This is a genomic window from Roseateles sp. Mitsp63 (assembly GCF_059491535.1).
Window position 1 is genome coordinate 3291809 of record NZ_CP168509.1, and the last position, 22661, is coordinate 3314469.

24 protein-coding genes are annotated in these 22661 nt (G+C 71.3%); 14 read left to right on the forward strand and 10 right to left on the reverse strand.

All coding sequences use genetic code 11. The features are described 5' to 3' along the window. The first annotated feature begins 11 nt into the window (after positions 1-11). From ACEN96_RS14580 to ACEN96_RS14595, 4 genes are all read left to right on the forward strand, one after another. Positions 12-599, forward strand: a complete 588-nt coding sequence (locus ACEN96_RS14580; RefSeq protein WP_495583810.1) for a hypothetical protein — start codon at positions 12-14, stop codon at positions 597-599. A gap of 214 nt (positions 600-813) precedes the next feature. After that, positions 814-1158 (forward strand): hypothetical protein, encoded by a 345-nt coding sequence (locus ACEN96_RS14585; RefSeq protein ID WP_495583811.1) that lies wholly within the window; start codon positions 814-816, stop codon positions 1156-1158. Positions 1159-1569: 411 nt separating this feature from the next. Next, the gene (locus ACEN96_RS14590; RefSeq protein WP_495583812.1) at positions 1570-3036 is read left to right on the forward strand and encodes a sigma-54-dependent transcriptional regulator; all 1467 of its coding nucleotides are present in this window, start codon (positions 1570-1572) and stop codon (positions 3034-3036) included. 46 nt (positions 3037-3082) lie between these two features. Next, positions 3083-4183, forward strand: coding sequence for a DNA topoisomerase IB (locus tag ACEN96_RS14595; RefSeq protein WP_495583813.1), 1101 nt, complete (start codon positions 3083-3085; stop codon positions 4181-4183). On the opposite strand, the gene ACEN96_RS14600 is transcribed toward ACEN96_RS14595, so the two are convergent. Both ACEN96_RS14600 and ACEN96_RS14605 read right to left on the reverse strand, forming a co-directional pair. Continuing rightward, on the reverse strand, positions 4095-4778 hold the full coding sequence (locus tag ACEN96_RS14600; protein ID WP_495583814.1) for a D-glycero-alpha-D-manno-heptose-1,7-bisphosphate 7-phosphatase: 684 nt from the start codon (positions 4776-4778) through the stop codon (positions 4095-4097). The genes ACEN96_RS14595 and ACEN96_RS14600 overlap by 89 nt on opposite strands. Before the next feature lie 19 nt (positions 4779-4797). Continuing rightward, positions 4798-5343, reverse strand: coding sequence for a response regulator (locus tag ACEN96_RS14605; RefSeq protein WP_495583815.1), 546 nt, complete (start codon positions 5341-5343; stop codon positions 4798-4800). A gap of 267 nt (positions 5344-5610) precedes the next feature. On the opposite strand from ACEN96_RS14605, the gene ACEN96_RS14610 reads away from it, so the two are divergent. The 4 genes from ACEN96_RS14610 to ACEN96_RS14625 all read left to right on the forward strand — a co-directional run bounded on the left by ACEN96_RS14610 (position 5611) and on the right by ACEN96_RS14625 (position 7740). Then, positions 5611-6114 (forward strand): hypothetical protein, encoded by a 504-nt coding sequence (locus ACEN96_RS14610; RefSeq protein ID WP_495583816.1) that lies wholly within the window; start codon positions 5611-5613, stop codon positions 6112-6114. 127 nt (positions 6115-6241) lie between these two features. Then, complete coding sequence (locus ACEN96_RS14615) at positions 6242-6607, forward strand: ElaB/YgaM/YqjD family protein (RefSeq protein ID WP_495583817.1); 366 nt, start codon at positions 6242-6244, stop codon at positions 6605-6607. Between the two features lie 181 nt (positions 6608-6788). Next, the gene (locus ACEN96_RS14620; protein WP_495583818.1) at positions 6789-7163 is read left to right on the forward strand and encodes a hypothetical protein; all 375 of its coding nucleotides are present in this window, start codon (positions 6789-6791) and stop codon (positions 7161-7163) included. Continuing rightward, entirely contained in the window at positions 7138-7740 is a 603-nt protein-coding gene (locus tag ACEN96_RS14625) for a hypothetical protein (RefSeq protein ID WP_495583819.1), read from the forward strand. The genes ACEN96_RS14620 and ACEN96_RS14625 overlap by 26 nt, the downstream gene beginning before the upstream one ends. Here the strand turns inward: ACEN96_RS14625 and ACEN96_RS14630 are convergent. The 3 genes from ACEN96_RS14630 to ACEN96_RS14640 all read right to left on the reverse strand — a co-directional run bounded on the left by ACEN96_RS14630 (position 7737) and on the right by ACEN96_RS14640 (position 11910). Further along, a complete protein-coding gene (locus ACEN96_RS14630) occupies positions 7737-8195 on the reverse strand; it encodes a ferritin-like domain-containing protein (protein ID WP_495583820.1) in 459 nt (152 codons plus the stop codon). The two genes, ACEN96_RS14625 and ACEN96_RS14630, sit on opposite strands and share 4 nt — an antisense overlap. A gap of 45 nt (positions 8196-8240) precedes the next feature. Further along, positions 8241-10616 (reverse strand): ATP-binding protein, encoded by a 2376-nt coding sequence (locus tag ACEN96_RS14635; protein ID WP_495583821.1) that lies wholly within the window; start codon positions 10614-10616, stop codon positions 8241-8243. A gap of 82 nt (positions 10617-10698) precedes the next feature. Beyond that, on the reverse strand, positions 10699-11910 hold the full coding sequence (locus ACEN96_RS14640; RefSeq protein WP_495583822.1) for an AI-2E family transporter: 1212 nt from the start codon (positions 11908-11910) through the stop codon (positions 10699-10701). Positions 11911-12377: 467 nt separating this feature from the next. On the opposite strand from ACEN96_RS14640, the gene rpoN reads away from it, so the two are divergent. Next, on the forward strand, positions 12378-13781 hold the full coding sequence (gene rpoN, locus ACEN96_RS14645) for an RNA polymerase factor sigma-54 (protein WP_495583823.1): 1404 nt from the start codon (positions 12378-12380) through the stop codon (positions 13779-13781). A 48-nt stretch (positions 13782-13829) separates the two neighbouring features. On the opposite strand, the gene ACEN96_RS14650 is transcribed toward rpoN, so the two are convergent. Further along, the gene (locus tag ACEN96_RS14650; protein WP_495583824.1) at positions 13830-14222 is read right to left on the reverse strand and encodes a hypothetical protein; all 393 of its coding nucleotides are present in this window, start codon (positions 14220-14222) and stop codon (positions 13830-13832) included. Positions 14223-14296: 74 nt separating this feature from the next. On the opposite strand from ACEN96_RS14650, the gene ACEN96_RS14655 reads away from it, so the two are divergent. Together ACEN96_RS14655 and ACEN96_RS14660 are read left to right on the forward strand one after the other, a co-directional pair. After that, complete coding sequence (locus tag ACEN96_RS14655; RefSeq protein WP_495583825.1) at positions 14297-15058, forward strand: hypothetical protein; 762 nt, start codon at positions 14297-14299, stop codon at positions 15056-15058. Positions 15059-15108: 50 nt separating this feature from the next. Next, positions 15109-16230 carry a mechanosensitive ion channel family protein gene (locus tag ACEN96_RS14660; RefSeq protein ID WP_495583826.1) on the forward strand — a complete coding sequence of 374 codons (1122 nt, stop codon included), beginning with the start codon at positions 15109-15111 and terminating at the stop codon, positions 16228-16230. A gap of 46 nt (positions 16231-16276) precedes the next feature. Here the strand turns inward: ACEN96_RS14660 and otsB are convergent, their stop codons facing one another. The 4 genes from otsB to ACEN96_RS14680 all read right to left on the reverse strand — a co-directional run bounded on the left by otsB (position 16277) and on the right by ACEN96_RS14680 (position 20169). Beyond that, entirely contained in the window at positions 16277-17038 is a 762-nt protein-coding gene (gene otsB / locus ACEN96_RS14665) for a trehalose-phosphatase (RefSeq protein ID WP_495583827.1), read from the reverse strand. After that, positions 17035-19323, reverse strand: coding sequence for an alpha,alpha-trehalose-phosphate synthase (UDP-forming) (locus ACEN96_RS14670; RefSeq protein WP_495583828.1), 2289 nt, complete (start codon positions 19321-19323; stop codon positions 17035-17037). Before ACEN96_RS14670 ends, otsB begins: the two co-directional genes overlap by 4 nt. Then, the gene (locus tag ACEN96_RS14675; RefSeq protein WP_495583829.1) at positions 19320-19886 is read right to left on the reverse strand and encodes a hypothetical protein; all 567 of its coding nucleotides are present in this window, start codon (positions 19884-19886) and stop codon (positions 19320-19322) included. Before ACEN96_RS14675 ends, ACEN96_RS14670 begins: the two co-directional genes overlap by 4 nt. A gap of 70 nt (positions 19887-19956) precedes the next feature. After that, a complete protein-coding gene (locus ACEN96_RS14680; RefSeq protein ID WP_495583830.1) occupies positions 19957-20169 on the reverse strand; it encodes a hypothetical protein in 213 nt (70 codons plus the stop codon). A gap of 523 nt (positions 20170-20692) precedes the next feature. Here ACEN96_RS14680 and ACEN96_RS14685 point away from each other — a divergent pair. The 3 genes from ACEN96_RS14685 to ACEN96_RS14695 all read left to right on the forward strand — a co-directional run bounded on the left by ACEN96_RS14685 (position 20693) and on the right by ACEN96_RS14695 (position 22643). Then, positions 20693-21685 (forward strand): SDR family oxidoreductase, encoded by a 993-nt coding sequence (locus ACEN96_RS14685; RefSeq protein ID WP_495583831.1) that lies wholly within the window; start codon positions 20693-20695, stop codon positions 21683-21685. Between the two features lie 65 nt (positions 21686-21750). Beyond that, entirely contained in the window at positions 21751-22083 is a 333-nt protein-coding gene (locus tag ACEN96_RS14690) for a hypothetical protein (RefSeq protein ID WP_495583832.1), read from the forward strand. Continuing rightward, the gene (locus ACEN96_RS14695) at positions 22080-22643 is read left to right on the forward strand and encodes a hemerythrin domain-containing protein (protein ID WP_495583833.1); all 564 of its coding nucleotides are present in this window, start codon (positions 22080-22082) and stop codon (positions 22641-22643) included. The genes ACEN96_RS14690 and ACEN96_RS14695 overlap by 4 nt, the downstream gene beginning before the upstream one ends. Positions 22644-22661 lie beyond the last annotated feature (18 nt).

A 22661-nucleotide genomic window follows, 5' to 3' on the forward strand; every position in this document is an offset into this window, starting at 1 on the left:
AGGAGGTCTCGATGCACCCAATGAATGCAGCGCGCCCTGGCGTTGCCCATTCGTCGTACGCGGAGGAGCCCGCGGCGTGGGAGACGGACCGCGACAGCGGATCGGATCTGGCGGATGAGGAGGCCGTCTCCGATGACCTGCGAGGTCGTGCGGATCGATCACGCCAGTTAGGCGACGCGATCAATCGGCAGCGCGCCGACCAACTGCGCGCCAGAGCCCCTGTGCAGAGGCATTGGTCTCCTGCCGTGCAGCATCCGCGGATATCGATGCCCGCGGCGGCACGAATGCCGAACCCGGTGCCGCTGTTTTCTTCCTCGCCCGTGCCATTCACCCCTTACGCCTTCGGTACCGGCGCAGGGACGTACTCGCCGGACTTTTCCTTCCCTCCAAATTTCTCCCCCAATTTCTCCCCGTTCCAAGGCGCAGGAGCGGGCCTGCTGGCCGGCGGCATCGGATTCGGCCTCGGTGCGCTGCTGGGCCACTTCGCCGCGGCCGTCCTGAGCCCCTGCGCGCCGATGCCGCCATATGGCGGCTTCCACCACGCCTGCTTCGGCGTGCCTTGGGCCGCGCCATGGGGCCCCGGCTGGCCCTGGTGCTGAGGCGTTGACCGTGGCGGCCAGCGATGGCCGCCGCGCCACTTCGGCCTGTCCCGGAAACACGTGTGAAATCGTCACCGATCGTTCGTCCGGGCACGGTGCTTGCCTCCTGTCCCGGCCGCGCGTGGACGTGTGGCGACCGCGGCGGCTGGGCGGATGTCCGGCCGCCGCAGACGGAGCCGACTCCCTTGGCTCGTCTTCATCACAGGAGGTTTTCATGCACCTGCGCAAGCTCGCCTGGGCGATGCCGCTGCTGCTGGCCGCGTCCGCGGCCCATGCGGAGGGCTCGGGCAGTTTCCTGGAGGGTGCCAAGCTCGCGGCGCTGACGCGCCCGGAGACCACGACTCCGGCCACCAGCCCCTCCCACCGTCTTCCGGCCAGCGCCAGAACCGCCCCCCAGGGCCAGGCGCCGACCTCGCCCACCTCAGCGACGGCGACCCCGGCGCCCGCGCGCGACGCGGACGCTGAATCCGGCACGACCTTCGAGATCCGCAACTTCCTCACCCTGGTCGTCGCCTTGGCGCTGGTGGGCTGGATCCAGCGCCGCCGCCGGGATGCCTGACCCTGACCACGCGACCCATCGCGGTCATTGACCGCTCGCGGCACCGGACCCCGCCCGTCCTCGCGCGGCGTTCCGGTGCCGCTTTTTCGTGCCTGTTGTTCGTATCGCGTTCGTGATGCTCCCCGCATCGCGCCGCGTCGCCGGAATTTTTTTCAAATCAAATCCCCATGGGGGCTGGCAAGCGGTCCGCTTGCTGCAAGAATGAGTTATGGAGGTTCAGCAGACATTTCTCACGAAGAACCGAACCGCGGGTGATGCGTGCAAGTGGAGGCGATGTCCCAGGCATCGAGGGCACGCGTCACGGACAGAAACCAGAAGGCGGCAAGCGCTGGCAACGGGTTGTGACGTTGACGGCCGGCCCGCCACACGGAGCGCCAATGCAGGCGGCTCCCAACCATCAAGGATGTACCGGTGACCCATGCGTTGATCGTGGATGACGATGTCGATTCCGTCGCCACCCTGCAGGAGTTGATTGCGAGCGAGAAGTTCACCGTCTCGGTGGCCCACACCCTGCGCGATGCCCGGCGGCACATCGCGCTGCAGCAGCCCGACGTGGTGCTGCTGGACCTGCAGCTGCCGGACGGCAACGGCATGGAGCTGTTCCAGGACCCGCAACTGGTGGCCAATTCGGAGGTGGTGCTGATCACCGGCCATGCCAGCCTCGACACCTCGATCCAGGCGCTGCGCATGGGTGCCGCGGACTACCTGGTCAAGCCGATCAACATCACGCAGCTGCAGGGCGTGCTGTCGCGCGTCATGAAGCCGGCGGCGCTGCAGGCGGAGGTCGCCGACCTGAACGCCAACCTGGCGCACAGCGGCCACTTCGGCCTGCTGTGGGGCCGCACGGTCCCGATGCAGCGCATCTATGAGCAGATCTCGCGCGTGGCCGGGACCAGCGTCTCGGTGTTCATCAATGGCGAGAGCGGCACCGGCAAGGAACTGGTCGCGCAGACGGTGCATGACCTCAGCCGGCGCCGCAAGAAGCCGTTCCTGGCGGTGAACTGCGGCGCGATCTCGCCCAACCTGATCGAGAGCGAGATCTTCGGCCACGAGAAGGGCGCCTTCACCGGCGCGGACAAGCAGCACGAAGGCTTCTTCGAGCGCGCCAGCGGCGGCACGCTGTTCCTGGACGAGCTGACCGAGATGCCGATGGAGCTGCAGGTCAAGCTGCTGCGCGTGCTGGAGACGGGCCGCTTCATGCGCGTGGGCTCCACGACGACGCTGGACGCCGACGTGCGGGTGATCGCCGCGTCCAACCGCCCGCTGCTGCAGGCGGTGCAGGCGGGCAAGCTGCGCGAGGACCTGCTGTACCGGCTCAACGTGTTCCCGATCGAGATGCCGCCGCTGCGCGACCGTCTCGACGACGTGCCGCTGCTGGCCGACCACTTCCTGCGCCAGATCGCGGCCAAGGAAGGCAAGAACAAGCGCTTCACCGCCAAGGCGCTGGCGCAGCTGCAGACCTACCACTGGCCCGGCAACGTGCGCGAGCTGCGCAACGCGGTCCAGCGCGCGTACGTGATGGCGGCGGGCGAGGTCGTCGACGAGCAGTGGCTGCCCAAGGGCGAGGGCGCCGAGCCGCAGTCGACGGCGGCCTCCGCCGCGGCGGCGACGAGCTTCGCCGCGCCGGCAGCGGCGGCGCCCGCGCCGGCGTTCGCGGCCCCCTCGCCGTCGGAGTCGTCCGGGCCGGCGGTGACGATGCCGCTCGGCAGCTCGATGGCGCAGGTGGAGAAGGCCTTCATCCTCGCGACGCTGCAGCACTACAAGCATCACAAGGAGCAGACGGCGGCCGTGCTCGGCATCAGCCTGAAGACGCTCTACAACCGCCTGAAGGAGTACGCCGCGGAAGACGCGGCGGCGGCGGACAAGGCCGCGCAGTAGGCGGCTGCGGCATGCGGCCTGCCTTGCCTGGGCAAGGAGGACAGACATGCCGCTTCGTTGGGTCTCCGATTGCGATCCGGGGCTGCGCCGTCTGCGCGCGCCCAAGGGCTTCCGCTACGTTGACGATCAGGGCCGCCCGGTGCGCGATGAAGGCACGCTGCGGCGCATCCGCGCGCTGGCGATCCCGCCGGCCTATGTCGACGTCTGGATCTGCGCGCGCGACGACGGCCACATCCAGGCCACGGCCCGCGACGCGCGCGGCCGCAAGCAGTACCGCTATCACGCCGACTGGATGGCGCTGCGCGGCGAGAACAAGTTCGGCCTGCTGCTGGACTTCGGCCAGCGCCTGCCGCGGCTGCGCCGCCAGGTGCAGCGCCGGCTGCGCGAGGGCGGGCTGGACCGCGATCGCGTCATCGCCGCGCTGGTCCGCCTGCTGGACCGCACCTGGATGCGCATCGGCCACCGCGAATACGCGCGCAGCAACGGCTCCTATGGCTTGAGCACGCTGCTGTCTCGCCACGTGAAGGTGCGCGGCGACCGGCTGCTGCTGAGCTTCCCGGGCAAGAGCGGCGTGCGCCATGAACTCGCGGTGCGCGACGATCGCGTGGCCGCGCTGGTGCGCCATTGCCGCGACCTGCCGGGGCGGGAGCTGTTCGGCTACGAGGACGAGTCGGGCCAGCCTCACCGCATCGACGCGGCCGACGTCAACGACTGGCTGGGCACCGTGGGCGGTCCGACCTGCAGCGCGAAGGTGTTCCGGACCTGGCACGCGAGCGTGCTGGCGCTCGACCTGCTGCTGGGTCACGCGCGCGCCGGCACCGCGCCCGCCGACGCGCTGAAGCAGACGGTGAAGGACGTGGCGGCGCGGCTGGGCAACACGGCCGCGGTCTGCCGCAAGTCCTACATCCATCCGGCGGTGCTCGAGTGGGGACAGGCGCGGCAGCTCGCGGAACTGCCATCGCAGCGCTGGGTGCGCGCGCCGGCGGCCGCGCCGGGCCTGAGCGCCGCGGAGCGCCGCCTCATGGGCCTGCTGAAGACGCAGCCGCGGGTGGAGGTCGCTACGCCGGTGCCAGCGCCGCGCCGGGCGGCGCGTTCGTCGTCGCGGACACGCGCGCCAGATGATCGGCCAGCGAGGGCCAGTCGCTGAACGCACCATCCGGCTCCCGCAGCGGCGAGCGCCGCCAGACGGTCTCGCCGCCGGTGTCCAGCAGCAGCGCCGACGCGCCGGCCCGATGGCCGGCCTCGACGTCGTCCAGCAGGTCGCCGACCATCCACGAGCGCGCCAGGTCCAGGCCATGCGCCCGCGCCGCGCGCGTCAGCATGCCGGGCGCCGGTTTGCGGCACAGGCAGGCCGGGCGGCCTTGCGGGTCGGGCGCGTGCGGACAGACCGCGACATCGGTGAGCGTCACGCCGAACTCGTCCGTCAGCCGCCGCAGCAGCGTGCCCTGGAGCCGCGCGAACTGGGCCCGCGTGAACGCGCCGCGCGCGATGCCGCTCTCGTTGGTGACCAGCACCAGCGCCAGCCCCGCCGCCTGCAGCCGCGCGAGCGCCTCGCCGGCGCCGGGCATCCAGCGCAGCCGCGACGGGTCGGCCACGGCCTGTTCATCGGGTTCGACCAGCGTGCCGTCCTTGTCGACGAACACGGCCGGCCGCAGGCGCGGCGCGGCCTCGCGCGCCTCGCCCGGGAAGTCGATGTGGTGGAGGGAGAGGGTGCTCAGCGGTGCATCGAGCCAGGCGGTCACGGGGGCCTCCGCGCTGCGTTCAGCGCACCCAGCCGTAATCGGTCTGGCGCGGCGCCAGCGACTGCTTGTGCCGGGCCATCATCCCCGGTTCGCGCCGGCCGCCATCCGCGGCCGGATCGATCGCGACACCCGACGGACCGCCGCCGGCGTCGTGCGCGGCGGCCGGCCGGGGCGGCGCCGCGAGCAGCCCGCTGCGGGGCGGCGGCAGCAGTTCGGCCAGCCGGTCCAGCGTGCGGCGCACGTCCAGCGGCTTGGCCCACAACTCGAGGAAGCCGGCGCCCAGCGCGTCGAAATCGGAATCGGCGGTGACCGCGATGGCCGGCACCTGCGACCAGCCGCGCCGCATGCGCAGCAGCTTCAGCAGGTCCGAGCCGTGGCAGTCGGGAAGGTTCAGGTCGACCAGGAGCAGGGCCGGCTGCAGCTGCGCGCTCAAGCGCCAGGCGGGCATGCCGGCTTCGGCGACGTGCAGCCGCAGGTCGCGGCGTTGCTCGAACATCGCCTCCATCACGATGACGTTGAGCGGACTGTCTTCGACGTACAGCACCGACGTGAGGCCGTCATTCATCGCTCGCTCCTTCCCTGTCTCGATAGTTGGTCGGGACGAATGGCAATCGCCGTGCCCGGCGGGCTCCCCAAGCTTGGGGATTTCACCGACGGATTCAGGGGATTCAGCGCGTCCGGTGTAACCCCCCGATGACCCGATCGTCAACGGGGTCGACACGGAAGCGGGGACATGCGTGTCCCCTCGCTTCGTGCGCCGGAAAGGCAGCAGGCGCCATGGGTACGAGGCTTGCCTTGCCGGGAGAGTCCGTCCGACTTCAAGGAGCCCGACATGGCCACCTCCCTCCGTTCCGGCGCGGCATCGGGCCGCGACGATGAGCGCCCCACCAGTTTCGGCGTGCACAAGCCGGTGGATCATCTCGTGATCAGCTTCGCGGCCCCCGCCGACGCCGCCCAGGCGCGCGCCGCCTTGAGCGCGCACGGCATCGCCGGCGAGGACCTGCATGCGATCGACGACCGCGAGATGGTGGCGCTGGTCGAGCGCGACCTGAAGCGGGCCAGCCCGCTCGCGGCCATCGGCCAGGAAATCAACCTGCTGCGCAGTCACGGCGAGCTGGCGGAGCGCGGCTATCACTTCCTGGTCGTCAAGGCCAAGGACGACCAGCAGGCGCGCGAGATCGCCGAGATCGCGCGCCGCAACCGCGCCGAGCGCGCCCAGTACTACGGGCACTTCATCATCGAGGAGATGCTGGAGCCCGAGGGCGGCCGGCCGCAGGTCGCCGAGTCCCCGCATCGCGGGCTCGACGCCCATCCCAAGCCCCCACTGCCGCGATGACGCTTGACGCGCGGCGCGTGCTGACGGAGAAGCACGCCAGGCGGTACGCCGCTTGCCATCCACGCTTGCCATCGATTCACTCACCGCTTTCCACCACTGCCCCGTGCACGACGAAAGGATCCACGCCATGAGCACCACGCCGAACAACGAGAAGAGCGACAAGACCGTGCCGTTCACGACGGCCGAGGATGCCGCCAAGGCCGCCAACGGAAGCACGCCGTCCAGCACGGCGGCGGCCGACCTGGTGAATCGCGTGGCCGACAAGGCGCACGCGACGATCGACCGGCTCGCCACCACCGCCGCGCCGGCCGCGCAGCAATTGCAGAAAAGCCTGGAGGACACCAACGACCTGCTGCACGAGCGGGCCGACCGCCTGCGCACGACCGGCAACGAATGGTGCGACAGCCTGCGCGCGAACGTGCGCGAGCATCCGCTGATGGCGGTGGGCACCGCGCTGGCGGTGGGCCTGCTGATCGCGCGCCTGACGCGCTGAGTCCGGCGCGCCCATGAGCGACAGCGCCGGCACGTCCGCGTCTTCCGCAGCCGCCTCGGCGGCTGCTTCTGCTGGCGGCCTGCCGCCTTCTCCGCCCCCGCCATCGCCCCCGCCCCCGCCATCGCCGCCCGCTCCGCCGGTCCCGCCCCCGGAGACCGGCTGGCTCGGCGATGTCCAGGGCATGGCCCGCGCCGCGCGCGGCATGGTGTCGGGCCGCCTGCTGCTGCTGGCGCTGGAACTGCGCCGCGCCCGGCATGGCCTGATCAGCCTGGCGATCCTCGGCGTCATCGCCGCGATCGCGGGCGCGACGGCCTGGCTCGCGCTGTGGGCGCTGCTGGCGGCGCTGGCGGTGCACTTCGGCCTGAGCTGGCCCTGGGCCTTCGCCGGCGTGCTGGTGCTGAACCTGCTGGTGCTGCTGTGGGTCGCCGCCGCGATGAAGGCGCTCGCGCCGATGCTGTCGCTGCCCGCGTCGCGGCGCCAGTTCCACTGGCTGTTCAACGATCCGATGGATCCCGAGGAGTCGAGTCCCGATGTCCGTCCCCCCCCAACGCCATGATCGCCCCGACCCGCGCCGCATTCCCGATCTCCCCGATCCGGCGCTGCCCGAGACCATCCAGGACCTGACCCTGCGCATCGAGATGGCCGAGCTGCGCGTGGTCCGCCGCGACCTCGAGTTCCAGCTGCATTGGGATTCGCTGCGCCAGCGCGGCAAGGCCGTGATGGTGCCCAGCCGCTGGCTGCTGCCCGCGCTTGGCACCGGCGCGAGCTGGCTGTTCTGGCGTCTGGTGCGGGGCCGCCGGCATCGGCATGAGCGGCAGCACGAGCGGCATGGGCGCCGCGAGCGTGTCGATGCGCATCGCCCGGATGGCGGACGCGACGCGCAGGCGGCCCGCGGACAGGACGCCGAGCGTCCCGAGCTCGGGATGCTGCAGCTGCTCACCGTGCTGTGGGGCTTCGCGCCGGCCAGCCTGCGCGGCCGCGTCGGTCCGGAGCTGACGCAGCTGCTGCTGGGCGTCGTCGCCGGCTTCCTCCACGGCCGCAAGCAGCGGCGGGAGGAGGAGGGCGCAGGCCAGGCGGCGCAGCGGGCGGAACGGGCGCAGCGGGCCGGTCAGGACCGGCCCGCGGCCCCTTAGACCTTCTCGGCGTTGCGCGCCTGGTCGCGCAGCATCTTGACCTGGTCATGGTTGCGCAGCGCGCCGGCGAGCTGGCGCTGGACGACCTCCAGCACGCCGGCCGGCAGGTCCTTCTGCGCCGCCTTGCGGTAGCGGGCCACCGCGGCATCCTCGCCGCGCTCGCATTCCTCGAGCATCGCCTTGTCGCTGTAACCGGTCAGCGTGCCCTTGACCGCGACCCAGCCGCGATGCATCGCGCCGCTGGTGCTGCCTTCGTCTTCGGGCTGGCCGCCGTGCTGCCGCACCAGTTGCTGCAGTTCCGCGCAGGCCTGGCGGCAGTCCGCGGCGCGCTGCGCGAAGACCTCGCGCAGGCTGGCGCTCTTGACGTGCTCGGCGCAGCTCAGGAAGCCGTATTCGCCGTCCTTGCAGGTCTCGATGAGCGTGTTCAGTTCGTCGATGACATCCTTGTTGTCCATGGCAGTCCTTCAGAAAGGGAGTGGAGACGCCAGGGAATCAGCAAGTCACATACCCGTGGGCAGCCCCATCGCGCGCTGCAGCGCTTCCAGGATCTGCGACGGCGAGGCCGGCTTGCGCAGCACGATGAACGAGGACTCCGCCGTGAGCGCCTCGCTGAAGCCGCTGATCAGCACGATGGGCAGGCCGGCGCGGCGCCGGCGCAGCTCGCGCGCCAGCGCCTGGCCGTCCATCGAGCCGGGCATCACCACGTCCGACAGCACCACGTCGACCGCCGCGCCGCTGCCGAACAGCTGCAGCGCCTCGTCCGCGTCCTTGGCCGACAGCACCTGACACGAGAAGCTGCGCAGCAGGCTGGCGGTGACGCGGTTGAGCTCCTCGTTGTCCTCGACCAGCAGCACCCGCGCGCCGGCCAGGTGATTGGGGCGGGCGTCCTCGCGCGGCTGCGCGGGACGCGCGCGCGCCGGCGCATTGGCCTGCGCGGGCAGCAGCAGCGTCACCGTGGTGCCGGCGTCGGACTGGCTCGCGATGCGCGCCGTGCCGCCGGCCTGGACGCAGAAGCCCATCACCTGGCTCAGTCCCAGCCCGGTGCCCTTGCCGACCTGCTTGGTCGTGAAGAAGGGCTCGAAGACGCGCGACAGGATGTCCTCGGGGATGCCCGGGCCGCGGTCGGTGACCGTGATGGCGACGTACTCTCCGGGCGCGAGGTCCTGCGTGTCGCCCGGCGCGGCGCGGCCGGCCTCGAGCGTGATCTCGCCCATGCCGTTGGTCGCGTCGCGCGCGTTCAGCGCGATGTTGATCAGCGCGAGCTCCAGCTCCGAGGGATCGACTCGCACGCTGGGCAGGTCCGGCGCCATCGTGGTCGTCAGCTGCATGCGCTTGCCCAGCACGGTGGCGAGCAGCTCGTTCATCTCGCCCAGCGTCGAGCGCAGGTCGATCACCTGCGGATGGACGGACTGCCGGCCCGCCACGCGCAGCAGATGCTGCGTCAGGCGGCTGCCAACGTCCACCGAGCGCATGATCGCGCCCAGCGGCATCGCCAGCGACTCGGCGTGCGGGCTGCGCTGGATCAGGTGGGCGCTGTTGCTGATCACGCCGAGCAGGTTGTTGAAGTCATGCGCCACGCCGCCGGTCAGCCGGCCCAGCGCCGCGATGCGCTGCGCGCGCGAGCTGAGCTGCTCCGCCTCGCGGGTGCGGTCGATGGCCTCGTTGACGCGGTCCTCGAGCTCCGAGCGCCCCTGGCGGATCGCGGCGCTGGCGTCCTCGAGCGCCAGCGCGACCTCGTCGCACTCGAGCATGCCGGTCTTGGGCGCGCGCACCGGCTCGCCGGCGCGCAGCTCATTGGCGATCTCGTTGAGCGCATGGATGGGGCCGGAGATCCGCCGGCTGATCCACAGCGCGCCGAACATGCCGACCAGCACCAGCAGCAGCGCGCCGATCGCGATCGGCTGCAGCGCGGTGCGTCCGCCCAGGCCGGCCAGGCCCAAGTCCCGCGGCACGGCGGTGACGACGGTCCAGCCCTGCGGCGACTTGCTGAAATAGCCCGCCACCGGCTTGCCATCGAGGTTGACGGACTCGAAGCGCGCCTCGTCGCGCGTGGCCATCAGGCGCCGGAGGTCGTCGCTGGGCGTGCGGCCGGCGTAGCTGATGCCGCCGGGATGGCGCGCGACGATGGTGCCGCGGCCGTCCATGATCGTGGCGGTCCAGTCGCCCGGCAGGCGCTGGCCATCGATGATCTGCTGCAGCTCCTGCGGCAGCACGGTGATGTTCATGTTCAGCCAGACCTGGCCGCCGCGCTCGATCGGCTGCACGATCTGCGCGCGCAGTTGCCCCGTGGCCGGATCCGGACCGAGATCCCCGATCACCGCCTGCTCCAGCAGCGGCACCGCCTCGCGCGCGAGCACCGGCCGCGAGGCGGCGATGCTGGGCAGGCCGGGCGGGCGCGAGGTGGCCGGCGTGGACGCGGCCATGGCCGGCGCGATCGGCGCGATCGGCGCGGCCGCCGTTGGCGGTGACAGCGGCGCGGCGGTGGCGGGCGCGGCCAGCGGCGCCTCGGGCGCGCGTTCGGCGGCCAGCCGCGTGCTGAACAGCGTGCGGTCCGGCGCGGTCAGCTCGACCCAGCCCGACAGCCCCTGCATCGCGCGGCGCGACTGCAGCTCCAGCATGGCCAGGTCCTCGGGCGCGATCTGCGGCGCGCTGTCCAGGATCTGCGACAGCGACAGCACCCGCGCGATGCCGGCCCGGCGCGCCAGCTCCTTGTCCACGACCATGGACAGCGCGCGCGTGCTGTCGCGCATGTGGCGGACGGTGGCTTCCTGTTCGTCGCTCCAGGTCTGCCAGCTGACCCAGAGCGCCGCGATGATGCCCGGGAGCATCACGGAGAGGACGAGCACGAGCAGGCGGGATCGGATCGGCAGCGGCATGGGGGATGTGGCGGAGGAACGGTCGGGCCGCCGCGCCCAGGCGGCAGCCAGTGCCCGCGCGCCGAGGCGCCGGGGCGGCAGATTATGGGCGGTGCTGTTCAAGGGGATCGGGACGGCCGGGCGGGACGGCGGTGTCGGCATGGTTGGCACTGTGGGCGGAGAAGGGCGCGGCCGCGGGCCGCAGCAGCGTGTTCAGCGGCGCGCAGGGACGGTCGCTGCCGCGCAGGTAGACGGCCACGGGCCGCATGTGGCGGTTGCGCTGGCTGATGCTGCGCAGGCAGATCAGCAGCGGCACCGCGAGCACGGCCCCCGCGACGCCCCAGAGCCAGCCCCAGAACATCACCGACAGCAGCACCGAGAGCGGATTCATCGACAGCCGCCTGCCGATGACCATGGGCGTCACGAAGTTGGACTCGACCGCGTGGATGCACAGGTAGGCCACCACCGGCGCGGCCAGCGCCGCGAAGCCCGCGTCGCCGAGCGACGAGGCCAGCGACGCGGCCAGCAGCAGCCCCGAGAGGATCAGCGGGCCGAGGTAGGGGACGAAGTTCAGCAGGCCCGCGAGCGCGCCCCACAGGCCGGGATTGGGCAGGTCCACCCACCACATCGTGCCGGCCACGACCAGGGCGACGCCCAGGTTGATCGCGCAGGCCGAGACCACATAGCGCGAGATGTCCCGCTGCGCCGCCCGCAACCCGCCCAGCACCATCGCGCGCAGGCGGGGCCGGTGCGGCAGCAGCTCGATGCAGCGCGACAGCACCCAGTGCTCGGACGCGAGCAGGAAGTACAGCAGGATGGTGGTGGCGGCGGCCGAGATCAGGAACTTCAGGCTGGTCCCGACCACCTGCGCGGTCAGCGCGACGCCTTCGCTGGCGAGCCGCTCGCGCAGCGGGTCGGCGGGCGGGGCCGGCGCGCGGCCGCTGGCGCGCCGCTCCACCGGCGGGCCGAAGCCGGGGATGGACGCGCGCCAGCGGTCGACCCGGTTGAGCGCCTGCGACACCGCCACCGGCGCGCGCTGCCACCAGTCCGCCACGGGCTCCGCGAGCAGCGCCACGCTCAGCACCGTGCAGCCGACCAGCGTCGTCACCAGCATCGCGGCGCTCACCGCTTCCGGAATGCCGTGATGGCGCATGGTCCGCACCACCGGCGCGAGCACGAAGGTCAGGATCAGCGCGACCAGCACCGGCAGCACGATCGCGCTGGCTTCCTTGAGCAGGAAGACCAGCGCGATCAACAGGAGGCCGCGCGTCGCCCAGCGGCGCATCGCGATCGGGGGCAGGGCGGCGGAACGCAAGATGGTAAGGATGACGTCACGGGATCGGGACGAGCCATTCCAAGCAAGCGCCGGGCCAACCGCGTTGCGGACGTGGGTACGAGGCGTTACGTCTGGCGGGGAGGGCAATCGGCGGGCCCGATCGGTAAATGGTGCGGAAAGCCTTGCCGCGCCGCGCCCGCGCGGGACCGAGGGTCCGTCCGGAGGCGGCGATGGCGCGGTCCGCGCGACCGCGTCGTCGCATGGGTGGACGAAACGCCGGCAGGCCCCGTGCCTAAAGGGTTTGCGGGACATGGGCGGGCATGCCGAATGACGCCGCGTCCGCGATGTGAAACCGCGCGGCGGCGGTGGCATGGTCCTTGCGCTATGGGTTCCATCAGGCCGACCACCGGCACTGCCTACAACTTGTTCCTTCTTGCGCGGAAACGCCGGAATCGGTTGCAGGCGGTTTCAAACCCTTTCGCACAGGAGTCTCGCAAGTGGGAGCAATGGAACTCAGGCACGAGCACAAACAGACGCAGACGCTGTCGCCCCGCCTCCAGCACGCCGTGCGGCTGCTGCAGATGTCCTCGTTGGACTTTTCAACCATGGTCACCGACATGCTGGGACGCAATCCGTTCCTGGAGGTGACCGAGAGCGGTGACGACTCGCTGCCGCTGGACGCCGACGTCCCGGTGGCGCCGTCGCCGGTGATGTCGGAGACGCCCGAGCCGCTGCCCGACGACCGCGAGATCTGGCGCGCCGAGAGTTCCGGTTCAATGCGGCGCGCCGATGACGGCGAGCTCAGCGCGCTGGAGATGACCGCGGCCCAGACCTGCCTGCGCGAGCATCTGCGCAGCCAGCTCAACGTGCTGCGGCTCTCGCCGCGCGACCTGGTGCTGGCGACGATCGTGGCCGAGTCGGTCGATGACGACGGCTATCTGCGCAGCTCGCTCGAGGAGCTGGCGGCGGTGGCGCAGATGCAGCCGCCGGTGGCCATCGAGGAGATGCAGATCGCGCTCAAGCGCGTGCAGGCGCTGGACCCGCTGGGCGTGGGCGCGCGCAGCGTCGCCGAATGCCTGCTGCTGCAGCTGCCCAAGATCGAGGAACCGCGCAGCCGCATGCTGGCCGAGCGCATCATCACGCAGCATCTGAACCTGCTGGCCTCGCGCGACATCCCGGCGCTGGCGCAACTGCTGGATGTCAGCGTGGCGGAAGCGGAGGCGGTCTGCCTGAAGCTGCGCCGCTTCGATCCGCGGCCGGGCTGGCGCTACGAGACCACGCAGGCCGCGTACATCGTGCCGGACGTGCTGACGACCAAGGTGCGCGGACAGTGGCGGGTGCAGCTGAATCCGGCGGTGATCCCCAAGGTGCGGATGAACCAGGTCTATGCCGAGCTGTTCCAGCGCCACCGTCAGCAGGGGCATGCCGAGATGGCGAACCATCTGCAGGAGGCGCGCTGGACCATGCGCAACATCGAGCAGCGCTTCTCGACCATCCTGGACGTGGCCAGCGCGATCGTGCGCCGGCAGCGCCACTTCCTGGAGTTCGGCGCGATGGCGATGAAGCCGCTGGGCCTGAAGGAGATCGCCGACGAGGTCGGCATCCATGAGTCGACGGTGTCGCGCGTGACGAACAACAAGTACCTCGCGACGCCGACCGGCGTGTACGAGCTGAAGTACTTCTTCTCGCGCGCGATCGTGAGCAGCAACGGCAGTGCGTGCTCGGGCACGGCGATCCGCGGGCTGATCAAGGACATCATCGAAGCCGAGCGTCCGGACAATCCGCTGTCCGACGCCGAGATCACGCGCCAGCTCGCGCGTCAGGGCCTGGTGGTCGCGCGGCGCACCGTCACCAAGTACCGCCAGATGCTGCGTATCGACGCGGTGGAGCGGCGCCGCCAGCACAGCTGAGCGCCGCCAGCCGGCGGCGCCTCGGGATCACCGGGATGATCACCCGGGTCAACGGCGGCCGGTCTCCTTCGGGGCCGGACCGCCTTTGGTCGCGTCCTCCTTGACGAGTTGATCGCGCTGCTGCGCGTCCAACCCGGGCGTGGCCCGCATCTCGGTGTCGACCTGGCCCTGCCTGAGGTCCTTGCCGGCCTGGCCCATCACCTCGCGCTGCCGGTCGCCCGCGGCGCCGGTGCCGAGACTTCCCGTCGAGTCGCCGCCGACGCTCTGGTCGCGCTCGTGCGGCAGCTGGGCATCGGCGTCTGCGGTGCGTTCGTCCGCATGCGCGGTCCCCGGCGCGACGGGCGCCTTGTCGAGCATGCGCCGCGGAGCGGCATCGCCGGTCCGCGTGCCGGTCTTGTCGTCGTGGCTGGTGGCCATGGCGGAATCCTTGTTCGTGGTCATGTCCGATTCCAGGCAATCCGAAGGCCTGTCGGCGCCCACTGATGGCGCCTCGGACTTCGATTGAAACGACATTCATGACCTTCAGACCCACCGCGCCATCGAGCGCCTCCCCGTCGGCCACTGGCGCGACAGGCCTCGACGCGTCGGAGACACGCGCCGCGCAGATTCAGCAGGCCATCCTCACCGCGGACCTGCGAGCGTTCCAGATGCGCATCCTGAGCAAGCATGCGCAACTGATCGACGTCCTGAAGGACATCGACGCATCCCGCGTCGCGACGCATGAGCCCCTCATGCCTCGCCGCGACCGTCTGGTCGAGGGCCTCATGCAGGCGAGCCGCGGCCTTGGGTTGCCGGAAACGATGGACACGGAGCAGGTCTGGCGAGCCTGGACAGGCCAGCGCACGCGGGAGCAGCTCGAGCAGGCGCAGCTCCGGCTGGACGCCAGTCTGAGCGCGGCAGCCCGGCTGACGCAACTGCTCTCCGAGGCGGGATCCCCGATGACGCCGCGCACGCATGGCGCCCTGGCTGAGTACGAGGCAGCCGTCGCCCGGGCGCGCCGGCAGGTGCCGGCGGCGCAGTTGGGACCGTGCCTCGTCAAGCTGGATGCGCTTGACGTCGACGAGCTCGACAGACCGTCGGGCTACCGGGAGCGACTGGGACAACTGCTCGACAGCGGGTGTCCGGCTGGCCGGCGGGCCATGCAGGCGCCACGAGCCAGGCAGGTGCCGGATGCCGTGGAGATGGTGATGCTGGAGGCGCCGGGCTTCGACGAGCCGGAGCACTCGGCGGACGGCAGCACGCCGCCGCCGTCGCCCGGCCCCTTGCGGGAGCGCTGAGGCGGCGGGCGCCGTCAGGCGCCGGAACGGCGCTTGCCGCACCGCCCGCCATGAACGCCTGGCAATCCCGATTCACGCTGCTCGACGCCGACCTCATGCTCTGGGGTCAGCTGTTGCTGGGCGGCCTGGTCATCGTCGCGGGCGCGCTGCTGCTGCATGCGGTGCTCAAGCCCATCGCGCTGCGCCTGACGCGCTTCTCGTCCGTGCTGACCTCGGTCGTGCAGCGCTGCACGAACCCGGCGCGATGGGCGATGCCGCTCGCCGGGCTGCTGATCGCCACGCAAGGCGTGCCCGACACGGTGCCCGGGATCAACGGCGTCCAGCACCTGCTGGGCGTGCTGACGATCGTGGCGATCGGCGCGGTGGCGAGCGGCGCGATCACCGGCGTGGCCAACGGCGTCACCGCGATGCACCGCGTGGACGTGGAGGACAACCTCCAGGCGCGCCGCATCCAGACGCAGACCCGGGTGCTCGCGCGCATCGCCAAGGGCGCGGTGTTGCTCACGGCGCTGGCCTTCGTGCTGATGACCTTTCCGCGCGCCAAGCAGGTGGGCGCGAGCCTGCTGGCCTCGGCGGGCATCGCCGGGCTGGTGTTCGGCCTGGCGGCGCGCTCGGTGTTCGGCAACCTGCTGGCCGGCCTGCAGATCGCGATGGCGCAGCCGATCCGGCTTGACGACGTGCTCATCATCCAGGGCGAGTGGGGCCGGGTGGAGGAGATCACCTCCACCTACGTCGTGCTGAAGATCTGGGACGAGCGCCGCCTGGTGATCCCGCTTCAGTGGTTCATCGAGAACCCGTTCCAGAACTGGACGCGCACCAGCGCGAGCATCCTGGGCACGGTGATGCTGTGGGTGGACTTCACGCTGCCGGTGTCGGAGCTGCGCGAGAAGGCGGCGGCGATGTGCAAGGCCTCGGCGCATTGGGACGGACGCGTGTGCGGCGTGCAGGTGGTCGAGACCACCGAGCGCACGATGCAGATCCGCGTGCTGGTCAGCGCGAAGGACTCGGGCAAGGCCTTCGACCTGCGATGCGAGCTGCGCGAGGGCCTGATCGCCTGGCTGCAGAAGACCCACCCGCAGTCGCTGCCGCGCGTGCGCGCGCTCGTCGAGGACCTGCCCGCGCCGGCGGCGCCGGTGGTCAAGCCGTCGCTGCCGCCGTCGCCGGCGCCCTGACCCCGTCTCCGGGTCTCCTGTCCCCGCATCCGATGCTTGCCGCGGCTCAGCCGATCGCGTCCAGCATCAGCCGCAGCACCTCGTCGATCTCGGCCTGCTCGTTGAGGAAGTAGCGCGCGTGGCTGTGGTCGAGCCGAGGCCCGACGCGCACGGTGACCCAGCTGCCGCCGACCTGCTCGAAGGCCGGCTCGTCGTTGGTGTCGTCGCCGATGAAGAAGCCGGCATCGGTGCCGTAGCGCCGTGCGAGCCGCGTCAGCGCGTCGCCTTTGTGCGGCGCGTCGGTCACCAGCACGTTGACGACGCGCTTGCCGTTCTCGGCCTCGACGCCAGGCGGCAGATCCCGCATCAGCTCGGCGATCGCCTCGCGGGCGATCACCGGGTTGGGCGCCATGCGGTAGTGGATCGCGATCGAGGCCCCCTTGTCCTCGATGGTCGCGCCCGCTTCGTTCAGCATCGGCTCGAGCCGCCGCGCCTCGCGGCGAAAGGGCGCGAGCGCCGCCACCACGCGCGGATCGGGCCCGTCGAACTCATCCTCCGCGCCATGGTTGCCGACGATGTGCGTCGGCTTGAAGCCGAGCCGGTGCCGCACGTCCAGGACCTGGCGGCCACTCACCACGGCCACCGGCAGCCGCGCGGCGAGCCGCTCCAGCAGGCGTGCCGTGGGCTCCGGAATCCGCGCCTCGTCCGGGTGCATGACGATGGGGGCGAGGGTGCCGTCGAAGTCGAAGCCCAGCAGCGGCCGGCGCTTCATCAGATCGCCGAGTGCCGCGCGGCCCTCGGCGTCGAGCAGGTAGCGGGTCGGCATCATGGCGACAGCGCCTCCTCGCCCGATTCGCGCGCGCGCCGCTGCACGCGCCGCGTGATGCGCTCGCGCAGCCGCCATTGGCCCGCGTCGGCCAGCATGCGGCCGGCCCAGCGGTAGACGTTGAACTCGCGCACCGTCATGCGCAGGCTGGCCATGCGCTCGCGCTGTTCCTGCGCCGGCATCGTCGCGGCGCGATGCAGCGCATCGGTGGTCTCCTCGACGTGGTACGGATTGATCACCAGCGCCTCGGGCAGCTCGCGCGCCGCGCCGGCGAAGCGGCTCAGGATCAGCACGCCCTGGTCGTCGTCGCGCGCCGCGATGAACTCCTTGCACACCAGGTTCATGCCGTCGTGCAGGCTGGTCACCACGCACATGTGCGCGGCGCGATAGAGCTCCATCAGCGCCGAGTGGTCGTGGTGCTCGGCCAGCAGCAGCACCGGCTTGTAGCCGGCCTCGCCGAAGCGCAGGTTGATGCGCTCGGTGACCCGGTGGATGCGGTCCTGGAACTCGCGGTACTCCTCGAGCGCGCTGCGCGTGGGCGCCGCCACCTGGACCAGCACGAAGCGGCCCTGCCACTGCGGGTACTTCTCGAGCAGCCGCTCCACCGCGTGCAAGCGCTCGAGGATGCCCTTGGTGTAGTCGAAGCGGTCCACGCCCACGGCCATCACCGTGTCGGGCGCCAGGCCCAGCCGCTCGAACACCGCGGCGCGCGCGTCGGCCGGGGAGGGCCAGCCGGCGCGCTCCTCGTCGGTGGGCCAGGCGATCGAGATCGGATAGCTCTGCACCAGCGTCGGCTCGCCCTGGTAGCTGATGGTCGAGTGCTCGTGCTCGATGCGGGCCTCCAGGTAGCGGTCCACCGTCTCGGTGAAGTTCTTGCAGTGGAAGCGCGTGTGGAAGCCCAGGATGGTGCTGCCCAGCATCCCTTGCAGCAGCTCGCGCCGCCACGGGCAGATGCCGAAGGACTCCGGGTTGGGCCAGGGGATGTGCCAGAAGGTGATGATGGTCGCCTTGGGCAGCTTCTCGCGCACCATCGCCGGCAGCAGCGCGAAGTGGTAGTCCTGCACCAGCACCACGGGGTCGTCGCCGCGCGCCTCGGCCACGACGGCGTCGGCGAAGCGCTGGTTGACCGCGCGGTACTGCGCCCAGTCCGATTCGCGGAACACCGGCCGCACGTGCGCGACGTGGCACAGCGGCCAGAGTCCTTCGTTGGCGAAGCCCTGGTAGTAGCCGCGCTCTTCCTCTTCGGTGAGCCAGATGCGGCGCAGCACGTATTCCTGCGTGTCGGGCGGCACGGCGACGCGGTCCTGCGCGTCGACCACGTCCTGGTCCGCGGTGCCGCTGCCATGCGCGATCCAGGTGCCGGAGCAGGCCCGCATCACCGGCTCCACGGCGGTGACCAGGCCGCTCGCCGGGCGGCTGACGGTGATGCCGTTGGGCCCGCGCTGATGGATGTAGGGCTCGCGGTTGGAGACCACGATCACCTGATCCCCGCGCAGCTGCGTGCGCAGCAGCCCGCGCAGGCGGTCGGGGTCCCAGGGCGTCAGCGGACCGTGCTCGCGGTAGAGGTTGTCCTCCAGTTCGCGGATGTGCTGGCGGATTTCCACCTCCAGCGGCTGCAGCTCCGGCGGCGCGGTCTGCGGGCCGCCGCGCTCGGTGGCGCCGCCCAGCAGCGGCCGCACGAGGCCCTCGCCGCGCAGGATCGCGCGCATGCCGGAGACCCAGCCGCGCCAGCTCAGCTGCGCGACGATCATCGTGATGCCCGCGACCGCCAGGCCCAGCACCGTGATGAAGATGATCATGTAGCGCCGCGTGTCCAGGCTGCGGCGATCGGGCAGGCTGAGGTCGTGCAGCAGCACCAGGCGGTCGGAATCGGCCTGCTGCGGGTTGACCGGGAACACGCCCACGTGCACCGCGCCGCTGGCCAGTTCCAGCCGCGGGTCCTTGCGCGTGGCGGTGACCTCGGCCTCCTTGCAGCTCAGCGTGTCGGGGAAGCCCTTGGTGCTGAGCACCTGCGTGCCGTCGGCCGCGCACATCGCGATGCCGACCAGGCGCTCGTCGAGCACGCCGCGCTCGAGCAGGTTGCGCAGGCGGTCGCGCTGGGCGGTGGGATCGATGTCGGTGATCGCGACGGAGAGCGTCTTGGCCACCATTTCGCCGCGCGCGCTCAGGTCGCGCGAGAACCAGCGCAGTGTCATCCGGTCCAGCAGCGGCAGCGCCAGCAGCGCGGCCACGGTCAGCGTGATCAGCAGCGGAACCAGGAAGCGGATCTGAAGATGCAGCGACTTCATGCGCGGCTGCCCGCGCGTCGGGGCGCAGGGTCTGCCAGGACGCTGAAGTCCTCGTCGTCGTCATCGATGCCGTCGATGCCGCCGGGGTCCGCGGCCACGCGAGGACGTCCCCGCAGCGCGTGCAGGCCGCCGAGCGCCAGGCCGGCCGCGAAGCCGCCGTAGACCATCAGCAGGCTCATCGCCGAGGGCGGACGCGTGCCCGAGGCGGTGGCGCGCCGGTCGGCGCCCGGCGTCAGCACGCTGGGCGTGACGACGCGATCGACGCCGACCGCCACGGCGGTCAGCAGCAGCGCGTCGGTGACCGCGTTGGCGGGGGTGGGACGATCGCGCAGGGCGCGCAGCCGGTCGTAGAGGGCGCCCCACACCAGGCTGGTGGCGGCGTGCAGCGCGATGTCGGCCGCGGAGGATTTCAGCGGCGGACGGCCGACGCGGTACTCGGAACGGCCGACCAGATGGGCCTGATCGGACCCGCTGCCGCGCAACAGCGCCAGACCCGAGAACAGGCTGGCCAACACGCCGTCGGCGCACGCCCGGCGCAGGGCCGGGAGCAGCAATGCATTCAAAGGCGACTCCTGTGACAGAGGGAAACAGCCCTCCAGAGAGGCAATCGCCGTGCCGTGCCTGGACGCGCCCTCAGTTCATCGCGGTGGGCGGCGGCATGTAGGGCGGTTCGCGCACCGGAATGGGGTTCTCGCCAGGGATCGGGGGGTCGATGACGTCCGGGGGATCGGTATCGGGCCCCGGCGTGGGGCCATGCGGCGGCGGTGGAACGTAGGGCACTTCGTTCGGATGCGGCGGGCTCGGCGGCACCGTGTGGGCGTGGAGCGGCGGGGCGAATGGCGTCATGGGCGGTCCTTGTGTCGCCCCACCGCCTGCAAGCGGCGCGCCCGGCTTTCAAGTGGCGGCTTCGCCGCAATGTGACGGCCCCTCACCCCTCCCTCTCCCCGCCAGCGGGGAGAGGGTGTGCGAAGAGTGGCGCCAGTCGCTAGCGGGGAGAGGGTGTGCGAGGAATGGCGCTAGTCGCCAGCGGGGAGAGGGTGTGCGAAGAGTGGCGCCGGCATTACTCCCTCGCCCGCTTGCGGGAGAGCAACCGTGCCAAGCGCTGCTGCTTACCAACTCCCTCGCCCCCCGCGAGGGGGGAGAGGGCAGGGGAGAGGGGGTGCTTCGAAGGGCAGCAGCGCTGTGCCACGAGCCCCCTCTCCCCTCCCTCTCCCCGCAGGGGCGAGGGGGTTTACTACGACGTCCGGCTCTTGCCCCCTCGCCCGCTTGCGGGAGAGGGTTGGGGGTGAGGGCCCGCGGCGGTGGAAGTACAGCTTGGTCCGGCGCTTGCCGATTCCCGGCATCGATGACCGTTCCGAAGGAGTACCCCATGACGACGAAGACCGCGAAGGACACCGTGGAGAAACAGCAGCACGTCCAGCACCAGCAGGACGTCAAGGACCAGGAGAGGGCCGCGAAGCAGGCCGGCAGGAAGTCCGCGAAGGACGAGCCGGTACAGGCCGGCCCGCGCGAGGAGCCGGGCCGCTTTCCGGCACAGCACCTGGACAAGCCCGGTGAAGAGGGCGATCTCGCGACCGCGCCGCGCTTCCTCGCGCCGGACTACCGAGGCAGCGGCAAGCTCGAGGGCCTGACCGCGATCGTCACCGGCGGCGATTCCGGCATCGGACGCGCGGTGGCGGTGCTGTTCGCGCGCGAGGGCGCCGACGTCGCCATCGTCTACCTCGATGAGGACGAGGACGCGCGCAAGACCGCCAGCCACGTCGAGGCGGAGGGCCGTCGATGCGAGCTGATCAAGGGCGACGTGCAGGACCGGGAGTTCTGTCTGCAAGCGGTGCAGAAGGTCGTGCAGCGCTTCGGGCGCCTGGACGTGCTGGTGAACAACGCCGCGTTCCAGGAGCACGCGCAGGGTCTGGCCGACATCACCGAGGAGCGGCTGGAGCTGACCTTCCGCACCAACATCTTCGGCTACTTCCACATGGCGCAGGCCGCGCTGCCGCATCTGAAGAAGGGCGCCAGCATCATCAACACCGGCTCGGTGGTGGGGCTGCAGGGCAGCGCCACGCTGCTGGACTACGCCTCCACCAAGGGCGCGATCCACGCCTTCACCAAGTCGCTGGCGCAGAACCTGCTGCCCAAGGGCATCCGCGTGAATGCGGTCGCGCCGGGACCGGTGTGGACGCCGCTCAATCCGGCCGATGCGCCGGCCGACAAGGTCCCCGAATTCGGCGCGAAGAGCGACATGAAGCGCGCCGCCCAGCCCGAGGAGCTGTCACCGGCCTATGTGTTCCTGGCCTCGCCGGTGTGCTCGGGCTACGTGACCGGGATCGTGCTGCCGGTGACCGGCAGCGTCGGCGCGATCTAGGCCGTTCGTGGCCACCGCGGGGCGGGGGCATCCCGATTGCCCGCAGCCGCATCAAGGAGAGGCCCATGAAGGACAAGGCTTTCGACACGCCCTGGCAACGGGTCCGGCGCGCCGATGCGGCGAGCCTGCAGTTGCCGCACGTCAGCGCCCCGTTTGAGCGGGAACGTCCGCCAGCCGTGCTGATCGCCGCGGGCGGAGCGCCGAAGCGGGAGCAGGGCTCGGAGAAGGAGTCCGACGCCGGACGCGAGCGTCCCGCCGAGCCGCCCGCGCCCGGGCCGGAGCAGGCGCCGCACGAGCATCCGGACGATCCGGGCGTGCATCCCGACGGACCGCGCCGCTATCACGACGATCACGCGACGCCCGCGCGCCAGAGCGCGGAGGAAGGGGTGCCGGCATGAGGTCCCAGGTCCTGCCGCAGAGCGGCTTCCGCGCGGACCTGCTGGCGCGCGACGAGGTCGTGGCGCTGCTGGTGGATGACCACCAGCGGGCGCAGCATGCCTTCCACCAGTTCGACCGGCTGTGGGAGCGCGGTGAACACGAGTCCTGCGAGGCGCTCGTGCGCCGCACCTGCGCGCTGCTGACGGTGCATGCGACGCTGGAGGAAGAGCTGTTCTATCCGGCGGTGCGCAGGTGTCCGGAGATCGGCGCCGTGGAGCGCCGCCTGATCAACGAGGCGGAGATCGAGCACCTGGTCGTGCGCATCCTGATGTCGCAGCTGCGGCGCATGCGATCCGACGACTCGCAGTTCGCGCCGCTGGTGGGCGTGCTGGGCCGCTACGTCGCGCATCACGCGAAGGACGTGGAGCAGGGCATCCTGCCGCGGCTCACGCATGCGTCGTCGGTGGACTGGCGCGCGCTGTCCAGCGCGCTGCGGCGCCGCCGCGACGAGCTCGAACGCCAGTGGCGCGACGAGCTCAGCCTGGAGAGCTCGGAGTACGAGCGGCAGCAGGACGCGTGAGCGCCAAGGTGGTCGGCT

What these genes read in the sequence shown, in the direction of transcription:
- ACEN96_RS14655 (WP_495583825.1), top strand. Translation starts at nt 14,297, where the DNA reads ATGACCTTCAGACCCACCGCGCCATCGAGCGCCTCCCCGTCGGCCACT.
- otsB (WP_495583827.1), bottom strand. Translation starts at nt 17,038, where the DNA reads ATGATGCCGACCCGCTACCTGCTCGACGCCGAGGGCCGCGCGGCACTC.
- ACEN96_RS14630 (WP_495583820.1), bottom strand. Translation starts at nt 8,195, where the DNA reads ATGGACAACAAGGATGTCATCGACGAACTGAACACGCTCATCGAGACC.
- ACEN96_RS14695 (WP_495583833.1), top strand. Translation starts at nt 22,080, where the DNA reads ATGAGGTCCCAGGTCCTGCCGCAGAGCGGCTTCCGCGCGGACCTGCTG.
- ACEN96_RS14685 (WP_495583831.1), top strand. Translation starts at nt 20,693, where the DNA reads ATGACGACGAAGACCGCGAAGGACACCGTGGAGAAACAGCAGCACGTC.
- ACEN96_RS14620 (WP_495583818.1), top strand. Translation starts at nt 6,789, where the DNA reads ATGGCCCGCGCCGCGCGCGGCATGGTGTCGGGCCGCCTGCTGCTGCTG.
- ACEN96_RS14615 (WP_495583817.1), top strand. Translation starts at nt 6,242, where the DNA reads ATGAGCACCACGCCGAACAACGAGAAGAGCGACAAGACCGTGCCGTTC.
- ACEN96_RS14635 (WP_495583821.1), bottom strand. Translation starts at nt 10,616, where the DNA reads ATGCCGCTGCCGATCCGATCCCGCCTGCTCGTGCTCGTCCTCTCCGTG.
- ACEN96_RS14625 (WP_495583819.1), top strand. Translation starts at nt 7,138, where the DNA reads ATGTCCGTCCCCCCCCAACGCCATGATCGCCCCGACCCGCGCCGCATT.
- ACEN96_RS14605 (WP_495583815.1), bottom strand. Translation starts at nt 5,343, where the DNA reads ATGAATGACGGCCTCACGTCGGTGCTGTACGTCGAAGACAGTCCGCTC.
- ACEN96_RS14610 (WP_495583816.1), top strand. Translation starts at nt 5,611, where the DNA reads ATGGCCACCTCCCTCCGTTCCGGCGCGGCATCGGGCCGCGACGATGAG.
- ACEN96_RS14580 (WP_495583810.1), top strand. Translation starts at nt 12, where the DNA reads ATGCACCCAATGAATGCAGCGCGCCCTGGCGTTGCCCATTCGTCGTAC.
- ACEN96_RS14670 (WP_495583828.1), bottom strand. Translation starts at nt 19,323, where the DNA reads ATGAAGTCGCTGCATCTTCAGATCCGCTTCCTGGTTCCGCTGCTGATC.
- ACEN96_RS14585 (WP_495583811.1), top strand. Translation starts at nt 814, where the DNA reads ATGCACCTGCGCAAGCTCGCCTGGGCGATGCCGCTGCTGCTGGCCGCG.
- ACEN96_RS14690 (WP_495583832.1), top strand. Translation starts at nt 21,751, where the DNA reads ATGAAGGACAAGGCTTTCGACACGCCCTGGCAACGGGTCCGGCGCGCC.
- ACEN96_RS14660 (WP_495583826.1), top strand. Translation starts at nt 15,109, where the DNA reads ATGAACGCCTGGCAATCCCGATTCACGCTGCTCGACGCCGACCTCATG.
- rpoN (WP_495583823.1), top strand. Translation starts at nt 12,378, where the DNA reads ATGGAACTCAGGCACGAGCACAAACAGACGCAGACGCTGTCGCCCCGC.
- ACEN96_RS14650 (WP_495583824.1), bottom strand. Translation starts at nt 14,222, where the DNA reads ATGACCACGAACAAGGATTCCGCCATGGCCACCAGCCACGACGACAAG.
- ACEN96_RS14595 (WP_495583813.1), top strand. Translation starts at nt 3,083, where the DNA reads ATGCCGCTTCGTTGGGTCTCCGATTGCGATCCGGGGCTGCGCCGTCTG.
- ACEN96_RS14680 (WP_495583830.1), bottom strand. Translation starts at nt 20,169, where the DNA reads ATGACGCCATTCGCCCCGCCGCTCCACGCCCACACGGTGCCGCCGAGC.